Origin of the sequence: Salinibacterium sp. (genome assembly GCF_031364185.1) — a bacterium.
Lineage (GTDB): Bacteria > Actinomycetota > Actinomycetes > Actinomycetales > Microbacteriaceae > Rhodoglobus.
Genome location: NZ_JANLVV010000003.1, coordinates 1 through 19,765 on the forward strand (window position 1 = coordinate 1; position 19,765 = coordinate 19,765).

The 19,765-nt window shown below is 64.1% G+C and carries 20 protein-coding genes; 7 read left to right on the forward strand and 13 right to left on the reverse strand.

Features of this window, described 5'->3' with window-relative positions; genetic code table 11:
* The 4 genes from RMN95_RS00225 to hemQ all read right to left on the reverse strand — a co-directional run.
* On the reverse strand, positions 1-647 hold a 647-nt coding region (locus RMN95_RS00225; RefSeq protein WP_309614968.1), incomplete at its 3' end, for a porphobilinogen synthase.
* Positions 644-1,558 (reverse strand): hydroxymethylbilane synthase, encoded by a 915-nt coding sequence (hemC, locus tag RMN95_RS00230; RefSeq protein WP_309614969.1) that lies wholly within the window; start codon positions 1,556-1,558, stop codon positions 644-646. The genes RMN95_RS00225 and hemC, both read right to left, overlap by 4 nt.
* Positions 1,558-2,724, reverse strand: coding sequence for a ferrochelatase (locus RMN95_RS00235; protein WP_309615018.1), 1,167 nt, complete (start codon positions 2,722-2,724; stop codon positions 1,558-1,560). The genes hemC and RMN95_RS00235 overlap by 1 nt, the downstream gene beginning before the upstream one ends.
* A gap of 2 nt (positions 2,725-2,726) precedes the next feature.
* On the reverse strand, positions 2,727-3,416 hold the full coding sequence (gene hemQ / locus RMN95_RS00240; protein WP_309614970.1) for a hydrogen peroxide-dependent heme synthase: 690 nt from the start codon (positions 3,414-3,416) through the stop codon (positions 2,727-2,729).
* Positions 3,417-3,517: 101 nt separating this feature from the next.
* Between hemQ and RMN95_RS00245 the strand changes: the two genes are divergently transcribed.
* The gene (locus tag RMN95_RS00245) at positions 3,518-3,754 is read left to right on the forward strand and encodes a type II toxin-antitoxin system prevent-host-death family antitoxin (protein ID WP_309614971.1); all 237 of its coding nucleotides are present in this window, start codon (positions 3,518-3,520) and stop codon (positions 3,752-3,754) included.
* On the forward strand, positions 3,751-4,164 hold the full coding sequence (locus RMN95_RS00250; protein WP_309614972.1) for a type II toxin-antitoxin system VapC family toxin: 414 nt from the start codon (positions 3,751-3,753) through the stop codon (positions 4,162-4,164). The genes RMN95_RS00245 and RMN95_RS00250 overlap by 4 nt, the downstream gene beginning before the upstream one ends.
* 106 nt (positions 4,165-4,270) lie before the next feature.
* On the opposite strand, the gene RMN95_RS00255 is transcribed toward RMN95_RS00250, so the two are convergent.
* From RMN95_RS00255 to RMN95_RS00265, 3 genes are all read right to left on the reverse strand, one after another.
* A complete protein-coding gene (locus RMN95_RS00255; RefSeq protein ID WP_309614973.1) occupies positions 4,271-4,699 on the reverse strand; it encodes a hypothetical protein in 429 nt (142 codons plus the stop codon).
* A gap of 380 nt (positions 4,700-5,079) precedes the next feature.
* On the reverse strand, positions 5,080-5,613 hold the full coding sequence (locus RMN95_RS00260) for a hypothetical protein (RefSeq protein ID WP_309614974.1): 534 nt from the start codon (positions 5,611-5,613) through the stop codon (positions 5,080-5,082).
* A 125-nt stretch (positions 5,614-5,738) separates the two neighbouring features.
* A complete protein-coding gene (locus RMN95_RS00265) occupies positions 5,739-5,978 on the reverse strand; it encodes a hypothetical protein (protein ID WP_309614975.1) in 240 nt (79 codons plus the stop codon).
* Between the two features lie 500 nt (positions 5,979-6,478).
* Between RMN95_RS00265 and RMN95_RS00270 the strand changes: the two genes are divergently transcribed.
* On the forward strand, positions 6,479-7,609 hold the full coding sequence (locus RMN95_RS00270) for a geranylgeranyl reductase family protein (protein WP_309614976.1): 1,131 nt from the start codon (positions 6,479-6,481) through the stop codon (positions 7,607-7,609).
* A 193-nt stretch (positions 7,610-7,802) separates the two neighbouring features.
* On the opposite strand, the gene RMN95_RS00275 is transcribed toward RMN95_RS00270, so the two are convergent.
* On the reverse strand, positions 7,803-9,035 hold the full coding sequence (locus RMN95_RS00275; RefSeq protein ID WP_309614977.1) for an FAD-dependent oxidoreductase: 1,233 nt from the start codon (positions 9,033-9,035) through the stop codon (positions 7,803-7,805).
* Positions 9,025-10,080 (reverse strand): uroporphyrinogen decarboxylase, encoded by a 1,056-nt coding sequence (gene hemE / locus RMN95_RS00280; protein WP_309614978.1) that lies wholly within the window; start codon positions 10,078-10,080, stop codon positions 9,025-9,027. Before hemE ends, RMN95_RS00275 begins: the two co-directional genes overlap by 11 nt.
* A gap of 17 nt (positions 10,081-10,097) precedes the next feature.
* Here hemE and RMN95_RS00285 point away from each other — a divergent pair, with 17 nt between their 5' ends.
* Complete coding sequence (locus tag RMN95_RS00285; RefSeq protein WP_309614979.1) at positions 10,098-11,321, forward strand: glutamyl-tRNA reductase; 1,224 nt, start codon at positions 10,098-10,100, stop codon at positions 11,319-11,321.
* A complete protein-coding gene (locus RMN95_RS00290; protein WP_309614980.1) occupies positions 11,318-11,908 on the forward strand; it encodes a GNAT family protein in 591 nt (196 codons plus the stop codon). The genes RMN95_RS00285 and RMN95_RS00290 overlap by 4 nt, the downstream gene beginning before the upstream one ends.
* Before the next feature lie 7 nt (positions 11,909-11,915).
* Here RMN95_RS00290 and RMN95_RS00295 read toward each other — a convergent pair whose 3' ends face one another.
* The 4 genes from RMN95_RS00295 to RMN95_RS00310 form a co-directional block, all read right to left on the reverse strand.
* Positions 11,916-12,158 (reverse strand): hypothetical protein, encoded by a 243-nt coding sequence (locus RMN95_RS00295; RefSeq protein WP_309614981.1) that lies wholly within the window; start codon positions 12,156-12,158, stop codon positions 11,916-11,918.
* A gap of 224 nt (positions 12,159-12,382) precedes the next feature.
* Positions 12,383-14,479: a hypothetical protein gene (locus RMN95_RS00300; protein ID WP_309614982.1), complete on the reverse strand. Its 2,097-nt coding sequence runs from the start codon at positions 14,477-14,479 to the stop codon at positions 12,383-12,385.
* Between the two features lie 193 nt (positions 14,480-14,672).
* Positions 14,673-15,560 (reverse strand): serine hydrolase, encoded by an 888-nt coding sequence (locus RMN95_RS00305; RefSeq protein ID WP_309614983.1) that lies wholly within the window; start codon positions 15,558-15,560, stop codon positions 14,673-14,675.
* A 47-nt stretch (positions 15,561-15,607) separates the two neighbouring features.
* Entirely contained in the window at positions 15,608-17,590 is a 1,983-nt protein-coding gene (locus RMN95_RS00310; RefSeq protein WP_309614984.1) for a M13-type metalloendopeptidase, read from the reverse strand.
* A 123-nt stretch (positions 17,591-17,713) separates the two neighbouring features.
* Here RMN95_RS00310 and RMN95_RS00315 point away from each other — a divergent pair, with 123 nt between their 5' ends.
* Positions 17,714-18,961 carry an MFS transporter gene (locus RMN95_RS00315; protein WP_309614985.1) on the forward strand — a complete coding sequence of 416 codons (1,248 nt, stop codon included), beginning with the start codon at positions 17,714-17,716 and terminating at the stop codon, positions 18,959-18,961.
* Positions 18,962-18,970: 9 nt separating this feature from the next.
* Entirely contained in the window at positions 18,971-19,759 is a 789-nt protein-coding gene (locus RMN95_RS00320) for an SseB family protein (protein WP_309614986.1), read from the forward strand.
* The last annotated feature ends 6 nt before the right edge of the window (positions 19,760-19,765 follow it).

Consider the following 19,765-nt stretch of genomic DNA (forward strand, 5'->3'; position numbering starts at 1 on the left):
CGCCGATCGCCCTGAAGCGTCGACTGCACGGCCTCGCGGAAGGGGCCGTAAAACGCCGAGGCGTACTTCGCGGCGTAACCGAGTAAGGCGGTTTCGGTAAAACCAGGGGAATCAAGGGCGTTCCGCACTGCTGCCACCTGGCCGTCCATCATGCCGCTCAGACCCAGAAGCTGCGATCCGGCCTCGGCCTGGGCCACCCCCATGTCTCGGTAGCGCTCAAGAGAGGCGTCGTTGTCAACCCGGCCACGGGCATCCAGCACGCCGCAATGGCCATGGTCGGTGAACTCGTCCAGGCAGAGATCGGTTTGCACCACCAGGGCATCGCCGGCCTCGGCAACCGCGGCTCGCGTGGCGAGGTTCAGGATGCCCTCGGGATCGGTTGCCCCGCTGCCCAGGGCATCCCTGTGCTCGGGAACACCGAACAACATCACGCCGCCGACGCCCAGCGCGGCCGCCTCGGCAATCGCCCGACGCATCGAGTCGAGGCAATGCTGCACGACGCCGGGCATCGACGAGATCGGCAGCGGCTCGCTGAGGCCCTCACGCACAAACATCGGCAGGATCAGCTGGGAGGGATGCACGCGAGTCTCGGCCACCAGCCGGCGCATCGCGGGGCTCGCTCGCAGGCGACGCGGGCGGATGATCATGACACTCCCATCAGGGCCGCGGCGCCGAGGTCGAAGAGTTCTTGCCCAACCCTCGCGGCGATATCGGCGGCCGGGTCCCGGGTGTCCGAGACGTACAACGCGTGCGAGCTTGTCAGGCGCTGGGCGCCATCGGCCGAATAGACCCGCGCCGAGAGAAACAGCATGCCGTCATCGACGACGCCGTGCGCCCCCACCGGAGCGGAGCATCCGGCCTCGAGAATGGCCAGCACCGCCCGTTCGGCTTCGACGATGATGCGGGATGTCGCGTGGTCGAGCCCCGTCACCAGCTTCTCATCACCGGCCCGAACCTCGAGTGCCAGGGCGCCCTGGCCCGGCGCGGTCGGCCAGCCGTCGAGCCCGAGGTACTCGGTGATCGCATCGAGTCGGCCCAGTCGGGTGAGGCCGGCCGCGGCCAGCACCACGGCGTCGAGTTCGCCGTCGACTACCTTACGCAGGCGAGTGTCGACGTTGCCACGGATGTCGACCACATCGAGATCCGGCCTGCGGGCGCGCAGCTGGGCCAGCCGGCGGGGAGATCCGGTGCCAACGCGGGCACCCTGGGGCAGGGTGTCGAGGGTCAACCCGTCGCGAGCGCAGAGGGCGTCGCGGGCATCCACTCGCTTCGGAATGGCCGCAATACTGAGGCCCGGTTCCGGCGCCGTCGGCAGGTCTTTCAGCGAGTGAACGACGAGGTCGCAGCGACCGTCACGCAGCGCCTCACGCAGCGCACTGGCGAACACACCCGTTCCGCCGAGGCTCGCGAGGGATTCGGTCGACCGGTCACCTTCGGTGCTGATCGGGACGATTTCGCATTCGATACCCGACTTTGTGGTCAGTGTGGTGGCTACCGACGTGGTCTGCGCCAGTGCGAGCGCGCTGCCCCTGGTGCCGATGCGCAGCACAGCCGCCATTACGGAGCCAGCCCCGCCACCGCCGGCTTGAAGCCCAGCCGCACGTTCTCGCAGCAGCCGGTCCGACACACGTCGTACCAGGGGCCGAGCGCGGTCAGCGCCGGGCGATCAACGGTCGGGATGCCATCACGACGCTCGAGCACCAGGTCGACGAGACCCGACACGAACGCGGCATGCACCCCGGGCGTAGGCACACGCACCGCGAAGACACCGTGCTCCCGTGCCGTCTCCATCGCCTCCGTGTCGAGATCCCACTTGACCTCCATGTGATCGGAGATGAAGCCGAGCGGCACAATGACAACGGCCGTGATGCCCTCGGCCGCGAGCGCGCTGATTCGGTCGTTCACGTCGGGCTCGAGCCAGGGCTGGGTGGGCGGGCCGGAGCGGGACTGGTAGACGAGATCCCAGGGGACGGCCTGATCCTGAGCCGCGATCACCACCTCGGCGACCGCAAGATGCTGTGCCGCGTACGCGCCGTCCGGTCCGAAGCCGCGCTCCGGAGGGCCCGAGCGATCGGCGTCGCTTGAGGGGATGGAGTGGGTAGAGAAGAGGATGTGAGTCTGCTCGGGCGCGATGCCCTGCGCCGCGACATCCATCAGCCCCTGCCGGACGCCCTGGATGAAGGGCTCGACGAAACCGGGGTGGTCGAAGAACTGGCGCACCTTATCGATCTGCAGCACGTCGACGAGACCCGTCTCGTCAAGGGCGAGTGCGTAATCCTCGCGGTACTGTCGGCAGCTGGAGTAGGAACTGTATGCGCTTGTACCTACTGCGATGAGTTTCGTAAAGCCGCGCTCGTTCGCCTCGGTGAGTGCGTCGCGCAGGTAGGGAGCCCAGTTTCGATTGCCCCACAGCACCGGCAGATCGATGCCGCGCTTGGCAAGCTCCGCCTCGAGCGCCGCCTTCAGCTCACGATTCTGGTCGTTGATCGGACTCACCCCGCCGAACGCGCGGTAGTGGTGGGCGACCTCTTCGAGCCGCTCCTCGGGGATGCCGCGACCCCGGGTGACGTTCCTCAGAAACGGGATGACGTCATCCTGACCCTCGGGCCCGCCGAAGCTGGCGAGCAGGATCGCGTCGTATGCCACCGCCTCTTCGACGTGTTTGGGGCCCTGCTGGGCGGCGAGGGTGGCATTTCGTACGAGCGGGGCCGCCCCGTTGGTCATGGTCATGACAGCACCTCGGCAATCTCGGCCAACGTGATGCGGCGACCGGTGTAGAACGGCACTTCTTCGCGCACGTGCAGGCGGGCCTCCGTCTGGCGCAGCCGGCGCATGAGATCGACCAGGTCAACCAACTCGGGGGCCTCGAGCGCGAGAATCCACTCATAATCCCCGAGCGCGAAACTGGCTACAGTGTTCGCCAGTACCTGGCGATACTCGCTGCCCTTGAGGCCGTGGTCGCCGAGCATCGCCCTGCGTTCCTCGTCGGGCAGAAGGTACCACTCATAGCTGCGGACAAACGGATACACCGTGAGCCACGTCTCCGGCTGCTTATCGAGCATGAACGCCGGCAGGTGATTGGCGCTGAACTCGGCATCACGGTGTACACCCATGGCGTTCCAGGTGGGCAGCAGGCCGCTGAGCTGACGACTCCGTCGCAACTCCCGGAGGGCCCACTGAAGTTTCTCGGGCTCGGCGCCGTGCAGCCAGATCATGAGGTCGGCATCCGCTCTCATCGACGACACGTCATAAAAGCCGCGAACAGTCACCCCGGCGTTCTCTACCGCGGCTACCGCCTTGCGCACTCCGCCGCCAGCGGAAGGGAATTCCGGGTTGCGGCGAAGCACGGCCCAGAGGGTGTAACCCAGGGGCTTGTTGGCGGAATCTGCGACAGGCGGGGGGGCGCTCTCAGTCATGTCTCTATCCTCCCTTTACCGCTGTCCGTTAGCGAATCCTCGGCCTCACAGACCGCTGTGAGTTCGGCGGGAGGTTGGTTGACCAACTGAGCTTGGTCGACATGACTGAGCAAGTGAATGTGCAGGATGCGAAGACCAGGCTCTCCGAGATACTCAGTCGGGTCGAACAGGGTGAAGAGATCGTCATCGCCCGCTCGGGAACCCCGATTGCCAGGTTGAGCGCCGTAGGGGAGCGGCCTCGACGGGATTTCGGGTTCACCCCCGCGTTCGCACTCTCCGACTCGTTCTACTTCGACCCGCTACCCGACGATGAACTGACGCTCTGGGAGGGTAAGTGAGATATCTGCTCAACACCCACACATTCCTGTGGCTGGTTAGCAAGCCCGGTCGGATCCCCGGGAGCACGCTCGACCTGCTCGGGGGTCGTTCCCACGAGCTTCTCGTTTCGGCGGTAAGCGCGTTCGAGCTGTGGACGAAGTACCGCCTCGGGAAGTTGCCCGAGGCCCAGCGCGCACTGCTCACCTACGGCGATCTCGTGGCCAGGTTGGGTGCGGTCGAACTGCCGATCTCCCGTCACCCTGGGCTGGTCGCGGGCGAGCTGGCCTGGGATCACCGCGATCCCTTCGACCGCCTGCTCGCCGCCCAGGGGCTCACCGAGAGCCTCACTCTGGTTTCTGCAGACCCGGCTTTCGCGACCCTCGGCGGGCTGCAGACGGTATGGGGTAGTCAGGAACCGGTGGGCCGGTGACACACAGCCACACGTGGCCCATCACATCAGAAAGGCTCTCCGGCCCGAAACCACCCGGTATACGTGAAGGCGCTCATCCCGAACTTCGCCGCGCTTTGCGGCTGTCTTATCTGCCAAGGAGAACCCCGTTCACGAAGATAATCGCCGGGAATGTCGCGGTGAAGGCCCAAAAAAAAGTATCGAGCCCTATAAGGAGGACTGTTCCGAGGTGGAGCATAGCCCCGGCAAACAGTAGCGCTATCAGCAGGCCTGGAGGGGATACGACGGTGATGGGAAAAACGATTTCGACGAATATGACTGACCATCCGATAAGGCTTCCCACCCACGGACGTCTCGTAAGTAAGGCCGCGGCTCTGACGTCTCCGTACGTAGCAGTGTTGAGAACGCTATGTAATGCCGATCCTTCACGCCACCGTGCGTTGGAAATCTTCGATATTCCCGCGGCAAAATATGAGAGCAGGGCCTGCGCTGCGATGAAGTACAACCCCACGGGTTGGAAGGGGCTCGACAGGGGGAGCAGAAAGGTGAATGCCACTCCCGCAAGGATGATGGAAGATATTTGGTTGGAACCATCTTTTCCATACCGAATTTGGTAAGCCAAGAAGAGGCTGGTGAGCAAGATTATCGCCGCGTAACTTGCGTAAAGCAGGTCGCTCTGAAAGGGAACTATCAGCGCTATGGAGCAGACGATTCGAGCTATCAGGACACTGCGTAGCCAGACTATTCCGCTCTGACCGACCAGCCAGCCACGTGATCGACCGTGTGTGCTGTTATGAACCTGCCTGCTATTCCAATCGAACAGCCCAGCGGAGCGGAATTCCTTAAGACTCCACAACAGTTGCAAAGAGCCCTGAAGAATGCCGATACCCACGATGATTGCGGTAAGTCTTGCTGCGCTTTCGATTGTCAACATGGCTATGCGACCGGGTGTGCCAGCGAATAAAACCGGACACAGGGAACCGATGCTCCGCTTGACCCGCGTGTTTCGACCACAGCGAACTGGTACGCCGACTGCGTCGATAGTGAATCTCCGAGTCGCTGGCGTGCAACGTCAAGCAAGATTATGTATGGCGCGGTGAATTGAAGCCGCTCCGCAGAATACTGAGCGCTGGAGAGCGCCAGCAGTTGGAATAATTCGATCATCCCCTCTCGGTAGCGTTTTCGAGGGTTCCACAGGGGATAGAGAATTCCTCTGGGGGATAAGTTCAACTCCAACCATGGTCCCATCCCCGTTTTGTCGTCACGACTGCGATAAATGAAGTGGTAGTTGCTTGCACCGGGATCTGGCGAGAAGAATGACCACCTCGGTATCAGGCTGAACCGGTCAAACCGTGAAATTAAGCGGCTCAACTCATTCCTTTGTTGAAATACGACTGTCAGCAGGAACCAGACGGCGAAAACGACCAGCCCCGTGATCCCGAGAATTGAGGTTGCAACATCAATCGTCATGTGAACTCCTGAGATCAGTTCGGTCGGTGCACAGTTTGTAACGGAGGCGCCTCGACCTGCTACCTCGCAAGGAGATCGCTTCCCGACGGGCTGTCATGCAACTTCCGATGAAGAGGAAATGCTCATCAAAGTTTCCGTCGTGGCGCCCGGGCGGCGGCTGCAACCATTCGGTAGGCCCGAAGCGCTTCCAACGTCTGCGCAGATCGATCATTGAGGGGAGCAGCCGCAAGCTCCTCGTCCATGCCCTCTACGTCGCAACGAATGGCCGAGCCGCCGTCGGTAACAATCCAGTAGTCGTGAGGTTCGACAGGCGTGATGGCGCTGCTAAGGCTTGCTAGTTCACGATCGGTAAGTCTGATGGCCATCTGCGTTCCGTCATTTCTGCTGGATAACACGATCGACGCGCCGCCCGAGACCATCCAGAATGATTCGTCGATGCCGATGCTCGGGCGGACCGCTCAAGGAGAGGTGAATCGCGCCGGGTCAGCTACCTAAGTTCTATTCCGAGAATCAGCTTTCGTCAACCATGAAAATCGAAGCGCCTGGCGCCCGAGGATGAACTGAAGCTGTGGGAGGGCAGAGGAGATCTCTGCTCGGGGATCGCTCCAACGCACTACTCGTTTCGGCGGTGAGTGCGTGTGAGCTGCCGACGAAGCACTGCAGTGGCACGCTGTCCGGACCCAGCGGTCGCTGCTCGCCGCCCAAGGACACACCGAGAACGTCGCCCTCGTTTCTGCCGGCTCGACCTTCGCGACCCTGGTCGGCCTGCGCACAGTGTGGCGGTAGGGCAGCTGCGAGCGGTGGACGGAACCTCCATGGTCAGATCATCTGGGTCGATCGAGAAGGGGAGGCTTAAGCTGGGTGTGTGGCACGAACCCAGTGGGACCTGATCGTGGTGGGCGCCGGTCCGGCGGGCTCAGCGGCGGCGCGCGCGGCCAAGCTGGCCGACTCTGATGCCCGAGTGCTGGTTATTGATCGCGCACCTCTCGGCCGGGACAAGGTATGCGGCGATGGAATCGCACCACACGCCGTTGCGGAACTCGAAGCCCTCGGCGTAGACGCGGTACGGCCTCAAGAACACGTCGGTATGGTGCGGCTGATCGGTCCGGATGGCGGAGCCGCGCAGGCGCTCACATCCAGCCCCGGGTACGTTGTGCCCCGCGCTGTGTTCGACGCCCGGCTTCTGACCTCCGCGCTGGACGTTGGAGTCGAATTTGTTCAGTCGAAGGTTGCCACCGTGACGCAGGATAAGCGCTCCGTCACGGTCAACGATCGCTGGACGGCCAGCCACGTGGTGGGGGCAGACGGCAGCAACTCGATCGTGCGTCGCCATACCGGCCAGTCACCGAATCGTGGTAGGGCGATGGCGGTTGCGATCCGTGGTTACGCACCCACTCCCGCCGGAGCAGCGGACGAGCTGGTCATCCGCTGGGACACTCAACGGGCTGGCGGATTGTGTTACGCCTGGGCTTTCCCTACCGCCGACGGCACCACGAACATCGGCTACGGCCTCTCCTCGTCAGCTGCCGACCACAGCCGCGCATACCTGGAACGCCGGCTCGGCGAATTACTGCCCGACTATTCCCTGGGTGGTGTCAAGCTGACCGGTCACACCCTGCCGCTCACCGTGTCCCGCCCGGACCCCGCTCTGGGGAGGGTGTTGCTGGTGGGGGACGCCGCGAGTCTGATCAACCCGTTTACGGGCGAGGGCATCTATAGCGCGATTGCGTCAGGGGCGCTCGCCGGTCGCGCCGCGATTGAGAATCCGGATGCGGCCGGCCTTCGCTACGAGTCCGCCCTTGCCGCCCGATTCTCCCGCCAACATCGTCAAACCACCGCGCTGTACCGCATTATCGACGCGCCCAAAGTTCTCAATACCGTGGTTCGCGCGGCCGCTGCTGACAGCGGGCTCTTCGACCGGCTGCTGGATGTCGGCCTCGGCGATGCTGCATTCCGGTGGCGGGATCTGGCACGCTTCGGGCGATTCGCTTTCTGAATCGTGGGTTCACGCTCGATTGGCGGCCCAGGCAGCGGACGCACACCCACGCGTGAGATGCAGCAAACGCATGGTTCCGACGCCCCGAACACCGACGATTGCCGCACCTGAATCCGACGCTCAACCCATAGCGGTTGTGAGGACTGCGGTCTCACGGCTCAGTCGGCATCAAGGGGCCCTCCGCTTTTCCGGCTTAGGCCTCGAGCAGCTCGTGCGCGACGACTTCGGCCTGGCGAATAACTCCCGCCAAGCCCGAGCCCGCCACCGTCTCACCGACGATGACGATGCCGTCGCCGACGGGGTGCGGGCCGGATGCCGCCGGCCGGAGCCACTCGACGCGAGCGAAGTCGATCACGCTCGAGTCGTCGAGCTGCACGCCGAGCAGGGCGCAGGCATCGAGCCGCGCGGTGGTGTGCAGCGCCTCAGGTTCCACGTCATAGGACAACCGCAGCACGTGCCGGCCCCCGGCACGCTCGCGCAGCCAATCCCATTTCGCTGTCGCATGGGTGAGGGCGCGCGCGCTGGTAGCGGTGGCGCCGTCCGCGACGAGCAGCCCTGTTCCGCGAGGTGCGGCATCCAGCTCCGGTGAGTCGACGACGAGGGTGGCAAGCACGATGCGGCGGCCTGCCGAAGGGTCGACCGGCGCCGCCATGATCACCACCCCCTTCAGGTCGGCTGGCGAAACCCGACGGCCCAACTGCACCTGCACCCCGTAGGTCTCGAGGTCGGCGCCGAGCTCGGTCGCAAGACGGTGGATCCCACCACGGATGCCCGCCACGGCCGAACCCGCGGGCGCGGCATCCCTCATGAACCTGACGGCCGCCGCAAGGGATCCCTCTCGCGCCAGCGCGGCGCGCAGCCCCGGCGCCGCACGGTCGAGCTGCATCTCATCCGGATGCATCGAGTGCACCCCGTGCACCACGGGAGCGACGAGTTTCTCGAGCACCCCGGAGCCCATCCGGCGTCTCACAAGCGCGCCGAGAGTCAGCGACTTTCGAGCCCACAGTGAGGGGATGATCGCATCAAGTTCGGCGCGGAGTGCGGCACGCTGGCCGATGACGGCGATCACGTCCGCCGCCAGTGGGGTGCCGGGAATTCCCAGCACGTTAGTGGCGGGCAGCGGCACTGCCGGCCCCACGGCGGGCTGAAGCCAGGCTCCGCCCGCCGTCGGGGTGACGATGTCGTCGCCGAGGCCGAGTTCAGCGGCAAGGTCTGCGACGGTTCCCCCTCGGGTGGCGAAGCTTTCGGCACCGGCGTCCAGGTCTATTCCTCCGACAGTATGACGCGCGACCGTGCCACCGAGGTGATCTGATGCCTCGATCAGGGTGACGGCGCGACCCGCCATCGCCAAGCGGCGCGCGACGACCATCCCCGCGATGCCGCCGCCCACGACAGTGACATCGGCGCTGCCGGGCTCAGCCACCATGCACGAGCTCAACGACGCGGGTAAGCACGTCCGGGTCCGTATCGGGGGGCACGCCGTGGCCGAGATTGACAACATGGGAGGGTGCGGCGCGCCCGCGATCCATGACATCACGCACGTGAGCTTCAAGCACATGCCACGGCGCGCCGAGCAGGGCCGGGTCGATGTTGCCCTGCAGTGGCACGTCGCCGCCAAGCCTGCGCGACGCCTCATCCAGCGGGATGCGCCAGTCGACTCCCATGACATCGGCACCGATGGCGTGCATAGCCTTGAGCACCTCGCCGCTGCCGACACCGAAATGCACCTTGGGCACGTCGAACCCGCGAAGGTGCGATAACGCGCGCTGGGAATGCGGCGCCACCCGGCGTACGTACTGTTGTTCGCTGAGCGAGCCGACCCACGAGTCGAACAACTGCGCGGCAGATGCTCCCGCCTCGACCTGCGCTTTCAGGAACTCTCCCGACACGTCGGCGCACCAGTTGAGTAGCGTCGCCCAGCTGTGCGGATCCGAGTACATCATCGTGCGGGCGCGCTGCTGGTCTTTCGACGGCCCGCCTTCCACGAGGTAGGAGGCGAGAGTAAACGGGGCCCCGGCAAATCCAATCAGCGGTGTGTCGCCGAGCTGCGCCACGGTGAGGGCGACGGCGCGACGGATCGGGTCGAGGGCCGCGGGGTCGATCGGTCGCAGCGCCGCTACATCCGAGGCACTGCGTATCGGATTGGCAATAACCGGACCGCGACCGGCCACGATCTCGACGTCGATTCCTGCCAGTTTCACGGGAATCACGATGTCGCTGAAGAAAATGGCCGCGTCGACCTGGTGGCGCCGCACGGGCTGGAGAGTAATCACACTAGCGAGTTCGGGTGTCAGGCAGGCATCCAGCATGGCGTTTCCGGCCCGGATTTCGCGGTATTCCGGAAGCGATCGCCCGGCCTGGCGCATGAACCATACCGGGGTCGTCTCCGGCCGGTCGCCACGGTAGGCCCGAATGAGCGCTGAGGTGCCGGTTCGGCCGTCGCTGAGGGGATGATCGCTTGACAGAGGCACGGGGTTAACATTAGGACGTGCTCCTGTGCCTCAGCTCGAACCATCGCAACGCGAGTTTCGAGATCCTCGAGAGCCTGTCGCTGGCCGCTCCGGGCGCCACACGGGCCCTCCTCGGGTCGAGTGCCGTTATGTCTGGCGCTGTAGTTCTTGCTACCTGCAATCGTTTTGAGGCCTACCTCGACATCGATGGGCCTCTCACCGCCGATGCTGGATTGGCGGTGGCATCCACTCTCTCGGCGCTGAGCGAGGCCAGCGGGCTGTCTACCGACGTATTGCGCGAGTCGATCACCATTCATGAGGGCCCGGATGTCGCCGCGCACCTCTTCTCTGTTACCTCCGGGCTCGAGTCGGTCGTGGTCGGCGAGGACGAGATCGCGGGGCAGGTCGGGCGCGCGCTCGACCGGGCGCGGAGCGAGCACACGACCAGTCGGGATCTCGAGCGACTGTTCCAGCGGGCCACCCGCACCAGCCGCGGAGTGAAGAACCTGACCTCCATTGGCGGTCGTGACCGGTCACTGGTGCGACTCGCCCTCGAACTCGCATCCAGCCGCGTGGCTGACTGGTCGACGGCCGCGGTTCTCATCGTTGGTACCGGTCAGTACGCCGCCACCACGGTGGCCGCCCTTCGCGATCGCGGCGCTCGTGATATCCGTGTCTTCAGCCGCACGGGCAGGGGGCCGGCGTTCGCCGCCAAGCACGGCGTCACCAACAGTGTCGACTTCGATGTCGACATCGTGATCGCGTGCACTGCCAACACCGTTCTCGGGCCCGACTACTTCACGGGAACCTCACGTCGCCTCGTGATCGACCTCGGACTGCCCCGTAACATCGAACCGTCGGTCGCTGGCATCCGGGGCGTGGAATTGCTCGACCTCGAAACGGTTCGCCTCCATGCCCCGCTTGACGCCCTGTCTGCGCATGATGACGCCACGGCAATTGTGAGGTCTGCTGCGGCAGAGTTCACCTCTGAACGCGAGATCGAGCCAGCGATCGTCGCGCTTCGTACTCATATTTTCGAGTTGCTCGACGCCGAAATCGCCAGGGCGCACTCACGCGGCGCCAGCGACGAAACCGAATCGGCCCTGCGGCACCTCGCCGGAGTGCTGCTGCATGGTCCCTCGGCGCGCGGTCGAGAACTGGCGGTCGGCGGCAGAGCGTCTGACTTCGCCGCGGGGCTCGAAGCTGTGTATGGCATCACTTCCGTGGCGGCACCACCCATCGAGAGTGCGGAATCGGCGTGATTCGCCACGAGTTCGTCGGCCCTATCAAAACCGATCGACTCGCACTGAGGTTGATGACCCTGGCCGACCACGATGATGTATTTGAGTGGATGTCAAACCCGGAAGTAGCCCGTTATCAGCTCTACGAACCCCGGACGCCCCTACAGGTAGCCGATCACATCGCAAAAGTCGCGCAGGCCACCACCCTGGTCGCAGATGGTGACTTCATCGAGCTGGGTGTCGTACTGCCCGCTACGGCAGAAGAACGCGATCGTGTCATTGGGTGCATCTACTTCTCGCTCAAGCGCACGGATGACCTCACGGCGGAAATCGGCTGGTCCTTTGCCGTGACGCACCAGGGCAGAGGGTATGCGACCGAGGCGGCGAGCGCCGTGCTCGATTTCGCGTTCTCGGATCTTGCGCTTCATCGGGTCTATGCCGAGCTCGACCCACGCAACACCAGTTCAGTGAGATTGTGCGAGAGGCTCGGGATGCGACACGAAGCGCACTTCGTCGAAGACATGATGTTCAAGGGCGCCTGGGCAAATACGGGCGTTTATGGCATTCTCGACCGGGAGTGGGCCGCGCACCGACGGCACACCAGCTAGCTGAGTGCTACGACTGGGTGTGTGCCCGGCCGGTACGAGCAGCATGCAGCAGACCGGCGATGCCCAGAAAGGTGAACGCCCCGGCGAAGCTGAAGGCGCTGGCGGCGGCGACACCGGCGAACGCGAGGTCGCCGGTGGTCACCGTACCGGCCACGGCGACGGCTGAAAGGCTCGCCGCAAGGGCAAGCGTGCTTGCGGTGGCGATGAACTTCTGGAACATGTGGATCTCCTGGGGTGGGAGTTCGCTCACCACGACTCTGTGAACACAGAACGGGTGAATACAGATCGGGTTCTGCGTGCAGAGAGTCGGGTAATCGAGCGCCGTTCGGGAACTGGATCGGATTTCGGGGGTCCGATCCAGATCGGCGTGGATTTAGGATATTGTGTCCTCCCTTTGGAGGACAAGGGTACAACCTCACCCCAGAACGGGGGGTACTCATGTACCCCCCGTTCAGGGCGCCTCATGCTGGGGTGCTACTTGCTGGGGTGCTGCTTGCTCTGGGTCTTCCGACGGTGAGCTACAACCAGCCCAGCGAACCCGACGAATAAGAGCCCTCCGGCCAGGCTCAGCCCGGTGCCGAGCGCGGCTCCGGTGTAGGCCAGGGTTGGCGGGTTGAAGGGAAGGGTCGGCGGGTTGAAGGTCGGAGTGGTCGGTGGGAGTGGCAGCGTCGGTGGGTCGAAAGTGCACACCTTGGTTGGCGCCGCGAATGTCAAGACGACGGGGTTCTCCCAGTCAGGGTCGAGTCCGTCACCGGCACGAGCAGGGGCTGCCGTGATCGTCACAGCTGCGTAATTTGCCGGTGCCGCGTATGTTCCGTTTCGGATGCCCGAGACGCCGTTGACCGTCCACACGACCTCGCCCACTTCAGATCCCAGAGTGTAGGTGCCAGCCGCAGTGCAGGTGGGCTGCGTGGAGGAGGACGTCGGGGTCACCTGTGCCAGTGTCGGCAGCCCGCACGTCGGGATGTCAAGCTTGAAGGTTCTCCCCGCGGCTTTCACGTCGTACTTGCCGACGGTGGAGTCGAGTATTTGGACCGTGTCGGTTTTGCCGGAGGCCACCGTCCGGTCGTAATTGGGGAACGTGAATACCGTGAACAGCACCGGTCTCGTGCTCTTCGAGTTGTCAAAGGTCAGCGTCACATCGCGGCTCGAGACGAATTCGTCGTCGCTGGACGCGCTGGTCGCAGTCGGGCGGTCGGTCAACGGCAGCTCTTCATCGTCGACCGAGCAGGCTCCGAACGCCACGGTGGCGTTCGGCTCCTCGTTACAGGCGATGACACCGCCCGCGTCTCCCTCAAATGTAATGACCTGGTCGTCGTCGTTCGCGAAGTAGTAGTTCGGCTGCGGGGTCGCGGTGACGACATAGTCGCCGGTGACGGTATCGAACTTGACCACGTAGTCGATGCCCGTGGTCACCGCCGCGGACACCGTGGAGAGCACTCCACATTCGGTGGCGGTTGTCACGGCTGGAGCGACAGGAACTACCTCGTTGCATCCGGTGGGCTGGTTGAAAAAGGTCGGCCCCGGCCCCTTGAACCCCATCTGGTGCAGGAAGAACTCGTCGTACGGGTCGCTCGGACCGCTGAGGATGGCGGTCGGTTCTGGCTGCTCCGTGAACGACGCGTAAATATCTCCCTGGCCGCAGGTCATGTCGGCTTGGTAGGGGTACTCGCCCGCGACCTCGATTTTCTGCTTCTCATTGACGTACTGCACCTGGTCGCGCGATTGCGGCCACATATTGCCTGTTTTGTACTTCCAACTCGTCGCGGTGACCCAGAAGCCCTGGCACAGTTCGCCGGAGTCGCTCTCCTCGTTTGCGACCGTGATAACACCGCTGTTGGTCGAACCGTCATACGTGTAGCTCACCGCGGATGAGGGGATGCACTCGGGGGTCGGTACACACTCTTCGCCAGTCTGCTGGCGGTCGAGAACGCCCTCAAATGTCTGCGTGCTGCCATCGTCAGAAACACCCGTTCCAGCGGCAAAGACGTGCCCTTCGGATGCCGTGGCGGTGACCGAGTAGTTGTCTCCGTCGCGAGCGATGTCACCCCAGCTAGCATTGTCGATCCGACCAAGAATCAGCGCGGCCGCGACGTCACAGGTTGCGGCTGTGGTGCTGATTTCGGCCACGGCGTCCTCATCGGCCGGTGTGGCACACGTGCCAGAAACGGTGACCGGCTGGGATTGCTGGGAAATGAGGTGGCCCTCATCGTGGTTTGTCCACTGCACCTCCACGGTGAGCGAGTACGAGGCGCCCGGCACCGCGTTCGCCTGGACGGCCTCCACAAATCCCTCGCCCTTGACGGCGGCGCCGACGAAGGACGGCGTTACCACCGGCGAGTCCTGTCCATCCGAACTAAGCCGCTCGGTGACGACGGTGGCCGTCTCGGAGGCGTAGCCAATATCACCGGTCACTCGCCACGTGATGTCGAACTGCTGTGTATCGGGATTACACACGGCTGTGCCAGCGACGACCGGATGCGTCGCCTCCGCAGCGCCGGCGACGGCGACGAGAGAGAGGCTTGCGGCGATGGCAATGGTGCCACCGATGGCGAGGATTTTCTTGAACACGATCGATCTCCTGGGTGGGGAGTTCGGGCGCAACCAGTTTGGCCGTATACCGGGGGGGTACACGTCAGAATTCGGGAGAGCTCGACTGCACTGTTTCGGGGGACTGGAGTGAGTTTCGGGCTCACACCAGAGCAGCGCAAGATAAGAATACTGGTGCCCCCCGTTCGGGGACAAGGGTACAAAATCTCAGTACCTACTCCAAATGGGGTGCAGGCTTATCCTGCGCACGGTGCACATACTCCAAAAGGTCGATCCCGACGACGCGCATGGCCTCGAGCACGCGCATCCTGGTACCCAGGCTGTCGTCGGTGAACTGCACCGTGACGGCATAGGCAACAGCACGCACGCTGCCTCGAAGAGCACCGGCCTCAGCTCGGACTCCCGCGTCTGAGCCGGTCTTATTTACCAGGAGGGTGTTGTGGTCGGTGTTGCGATGCGCGAGCGGGTCGAGCCCGAAAGCTCCCGCAACCATCGACAGGTCGGTGTTCAATGCCAGCCAACCGAGCACGCGCTGGCTGGTGAGCGGGTCGACGATCTCATTGCGCGCGAGAGCTCCGAACAGCCAGCTGAGCTCGGCGGTGGATCCGACAGACAGCTGCGGCGCATCATCCGGACCCCGATCGTCACGCACGAGATCGAGCAAAGCAGTGCGCATGAGCCCCAGGGATTCCGTCCGGGCGCGGACGGCGGCGAGGCCCACATGCCTGAGCAGCACATTGGTGGCGAGGTTATCGCTGGTGGCCCCGACCAGAGTTGCCAGGTCTGTGATCGGCAGCGATGGTGCCTGCAGGTGCTGCCACAGGCCAGAGTCGCCGACCGCCTCTCCCGGGGTCTTATCGAGAAGCCCGAATCCCGAAGAATCCCGGGCTGTGAGCCGCGCAGAAACCTCGAGCAGCAACAGGATCTTGCCGATGCTCGCGGTCGGCAACACGATCCGATCATCGATGGCCAGTAGCGTCCTGCCCGTGTTCAGGTCGACGGCGCTGGCAGACACACGCGCGCCTTCATACGCAATTTTTCCGAGCGCTGTGAACGTGTTAGTGAAGTTCTCGACCCCACCGGCCGCTGAGTGTCGGGCCACTCGCGGTCCGTGAATTCGCGACCAGCGTTCCCGGGCGCGCACAGGATTTACCAAATAGTCACACGATCCTTCGGGTCGAGCCAGAGTGAGTCATCTTCAGTGACACCAAATGTCTCATAGAATTCGCCGATGTTGCGCACGATCTGATTGCACCGGAATTCGTTGGGGGAGTGCGGGTCAATCGATAGCAATCGAACGACCTCCTCATCCCGTGCCTTGAGCTGCCAGGCCTGCGCCCACGACAGGAAGAAGCGCTCGGCTCCGGTGAGCCCCTCCATGACGGGTGACTCGGCACCATCGAGCGCGATCAGGTAGGCGCGCCAGGCGATGGCGAGCCCGCCCAGGTCGCCGATGTTCTCGCCGATCGTGAGTGCACCGCTGACATGGTGTTCAGGCACCTGCAGCGGAGCGAGTGCGTCGTACTGCGCGATGAGTGCGCTCGTGCGTTCCTCGAATGCGGCACGGTCTGCTGGCGTCCACCAGTCCGTGAGCCGACCGTCGCCGTCGTACTTCGAGCCCTGGTCATCGAAGCCGTGCCCGATCTCGTGACCGATGACCGCGCCGATCGCGCCATAGTTGGCAGCGTCATCCCACGTCTCGTCGAAGAATGGCGACTGGAGGATTGCCGCGGGGAACACGATCTCGTTGAACCCCGGGTTGTAATAGGCGTTGATGGTTTGGGGCGTCATGAACCACTCGTCGCGGTCGAGCGGTTGCCCGATTTTGCCGAGTTCGCGCTGGAACTCGAACTCGCTGGTGGCCCGGATGTTTCCGATGAGGTCGGCGGCATCCACCTGGAGCGTGGAATAGTCGCGCCACTTCACCGGGTAGCCAATCTTCGGGGTGAACTTGTCGAGCTTCTCCAGCGCGCGTTTGCGGGTATCTTCTCCCATCCAGTCGAGAGCGGTGATGCTCTGGCGGTACGCCTCCACGAGGTTAGCGACCAGCACATCCATTGCCGTTTTGGCTGTCTCGGGGAAGTGTCGTGAGACATAGATGTGCCCGACAGCCTCGCCCAGCGCCCCCTCCACCAGCGAAACGCCTCGCTTCCACCGGGCGCGCATCTCGGGAGTGCCCGTGAGGGTTTTTCCGTAGAAATCGAAGTTGGCCGCGACGAAGTCGTCCGACAGGTACGAGGCGTTCGATCGGATGACCTGCCATGACAGCCAATCCCTCCACTTATCGAGATTCTCGGCGACGAGCACATGCGATAGCCCTTCGATGAAGCTGGGCTGGCGCACGACGACCTCATCGAATGAGTGCGCAGGCACGCCCATGGCGTCCAGCCACAGCGAGAGGTCGACCCCACCGACCAGCTCATTCGCGCTGGCCCATGACAGCAGGTTGTACGACTTCTCGCTATCGCGGGTGGCCACGTTGTCCCAGTGGTGCGAGGCGAGCTCGGTCTCGAGGGCGAAAACGCGCCCAGCCCGGGTTGCAGCGTCATCCAGGCCGGCCAGGGTCAGCATCCGCTCAAGATACTCCACGTACTTTTCACGGATCGCGGCCGATTTCTCCTCGCGGTAGTACGACTCATCCGGCAGGCCCAACCCGCCCTGTTCAATGAACACCAGGTAGCGCTCGGGCTGGCCGGGGTCGTTGTCGACAAATACCTGCACGAAGCCACTCGACCCACCCCGTTCCAGCCTGCCCAGCGTCGAGAGCAAACTGTCGATGGATGTCACGGCGGCAGCCTCGGCGAGCAATCCCGCAATCGGCTCGGCACCCAGCTCCTGCACCCGCGCCTCATCGAGGAAGCTCGCATACAGGTCACCGACCTTGCGCGCCTCCGTGCCAGGCGTCGCGGACTGCGACTCGACGATGATGTCCCGAACGGCGCGTTCGGCTTCTTCGGCGAGCACATAGAACGATCCGTAGCGTGCCTTATCGCTGGGGATGTCGGTGCGCGCGATCCACTTACCGTTGACGTGGCGAAACAGGTCGTCCTGTGGGCGAATCGACGAGTCAAGCTCCCGGATGTCAATGCCTGCGGTCAGAGTTCCGGCTGTGGGGGGAGTTTCTGGGCTCATAGGCCAAGCCTAATGAGCCGGACCGCTCGCCTACCGACTCCGAGTGGCACTGGGGTTGATAGCTTTATGAGTCGGCTGTCGGATCGATTCACTTGCTCACCTCATCAGCATCACGAAGGCCCCATGTCACGCACCCCTCCGCCCGGCACCGCCCTGGACCGGCGACGAGTTCTCGCGTGGCGCAACGCCATCTTCCTGGTGTTCGCCCTCCCCGGGCTCGCCATGGCCAGCTGGGTGTCGAGACTCCCGGCGGTGCGCGATGCGCTCGACGTGAGCCCCGGGCAGGTCGGACTTCTGATCGTGGGCATCTCGGTCGGGTCGATCACCGGGCTCGTGGCATCCAGCCATATCGTCGCCCGATTCGGGGCTGTCACCACCATTACCTGGGGACTGGTGGCAACCGCTCTCGGGATCTCGATCACCGGGCTGGCCGTGACTCTGGGGCCCAGTTTCAGCTTCGCCTTCGTTGGCCTGATGGTGTTTGGGGCCGCCACCGGAATTACCGATGTCGCCATGAACGTCTCGGGCGCGGCCAACGAGCGCGCCCTGGGCCGCTCGATCATGCCAATCTTTCACGCCTTCTTCAGCTTCGGCACCATGGTCGGCGCGGCCGCCGGAGCCCTCGCCGAACTCGCAGGACTTCCGATCGCCACCCATCTCGGTGTTGCCGGCGCCCTCATGGTCGTGTCGATCTTCCTCGTCAGGCGTTTCATCCAACCCGAGCATGTCATCGAAGAAGACGGCCAAATTGTCGCCGCGGATGACCATTCAAGGAGTTGGCGCGGCAGGCTCAGCATGTGGCGCGATCCGCGCACCCTGCTCATCGGCGTGCTCGTACTCGCTGCCGCCTTCGCGGAAGGCTCCGCCAACGACTGGCTGGCTATCGCCTCCGTTGACGGGCACGGAGTCAACAACGAGACCGGCGCCCTCATCTTCGGCGTCTTTGTCACTGCTATGACGATCGGGCGACTCGGAGGCGTGTTCCTGCTTGACAGGTTCGGCCGAGTGGCGGTGCTGCGCGGGTCTTTTTTCCTCGCGGTCATGGGACTGTTGATCTTCATTTTCGTGCCGGCGACCCCTCTCGCGATCGTCGGGGTCGTGTTGTGGGGCCTCGGTTCCGCGCTCGGGTTTCCGATCGGGATGTCGGCCGCCGCAGATGACCCGAAGACCGCAGCCGCTCGGGTCAGCGCGGTTGCCACCATCGGCTACTTCGCTTTTCTCGTCGGCCCTCCCGTCATCGGGTTGCTCGGCGAGTACACGGGTGTGCTGCATGCCCTGCTGATCGTGCTCGTCCTTGCGGCCATCGGTTCGCTGGTCGCCGGAGCCGCGCGCGAACCGCGACCGTCGGGCGCGACCGCGCCGCTCTCGTAGGCTGGCAGCATGGCTGACCTGGTAGACAATGTTGCACTCCGGCGCGCGATTGCCGCATTCTCGGAGTCCAGCGAACACCCGGCCTACCTCGAGGTGGTGCGCAACATCATGCACGGGGATCTACTCTTCGACACGACGGGCTCTGCGCTGACGATGACGGAGGACGGGTCATCCATCGCCCAGGGTTCGACCCTCGCCTTTCGCGAAGGCACCGGGCCAGACGGCGAGCGCGCCCTGTTTGCGTTCACCCGCCAGGAGGAAGTGCTTCGCATGCACGAAGACGCCCCGGCCGCGGTTCAGACTCTCAGCCAGCCTGCGGTGTCGACCCTCGACTTTGCCGCGGAGCGTGGCTACGGCTGGCTCTACCTCGACCCCGCCGGGCCGACCTGTGGTGTGAAGATCGCCGACGTGCAATTCGCCCTCAGGTCTGTGCGCAATGATGCGGTCAAGGCCGCCCTCGATACCGTGGGGCCGACCTGGATGAAGAACGCCGTCATCGACGCCCTCTCGCTCGGCGGCCAGCTGCTCTACGCGGTAAACGAAACTGCTGAAGGGGTGCAGGTGCGCACCTTCGCCAATCCGGCCGGGCAAAATGTCGCACTGGCTTTTACCTCCGCGGTCGAGGTCGTAGTTCACAGTGCCACCGACGCCTGGGCCGCCATCGACATCAGCCGCATCGTCTCCGACGCGCTCGGTGAGAACATCTCGGGGCTCGTGATTAACCCGGCCGGCCCGTGGATCGAGCTCGGCCGCGACGACCTACTGCAGGTGCAGGCCAGGCTCAGCGCCCTAGGCTGAGCACTC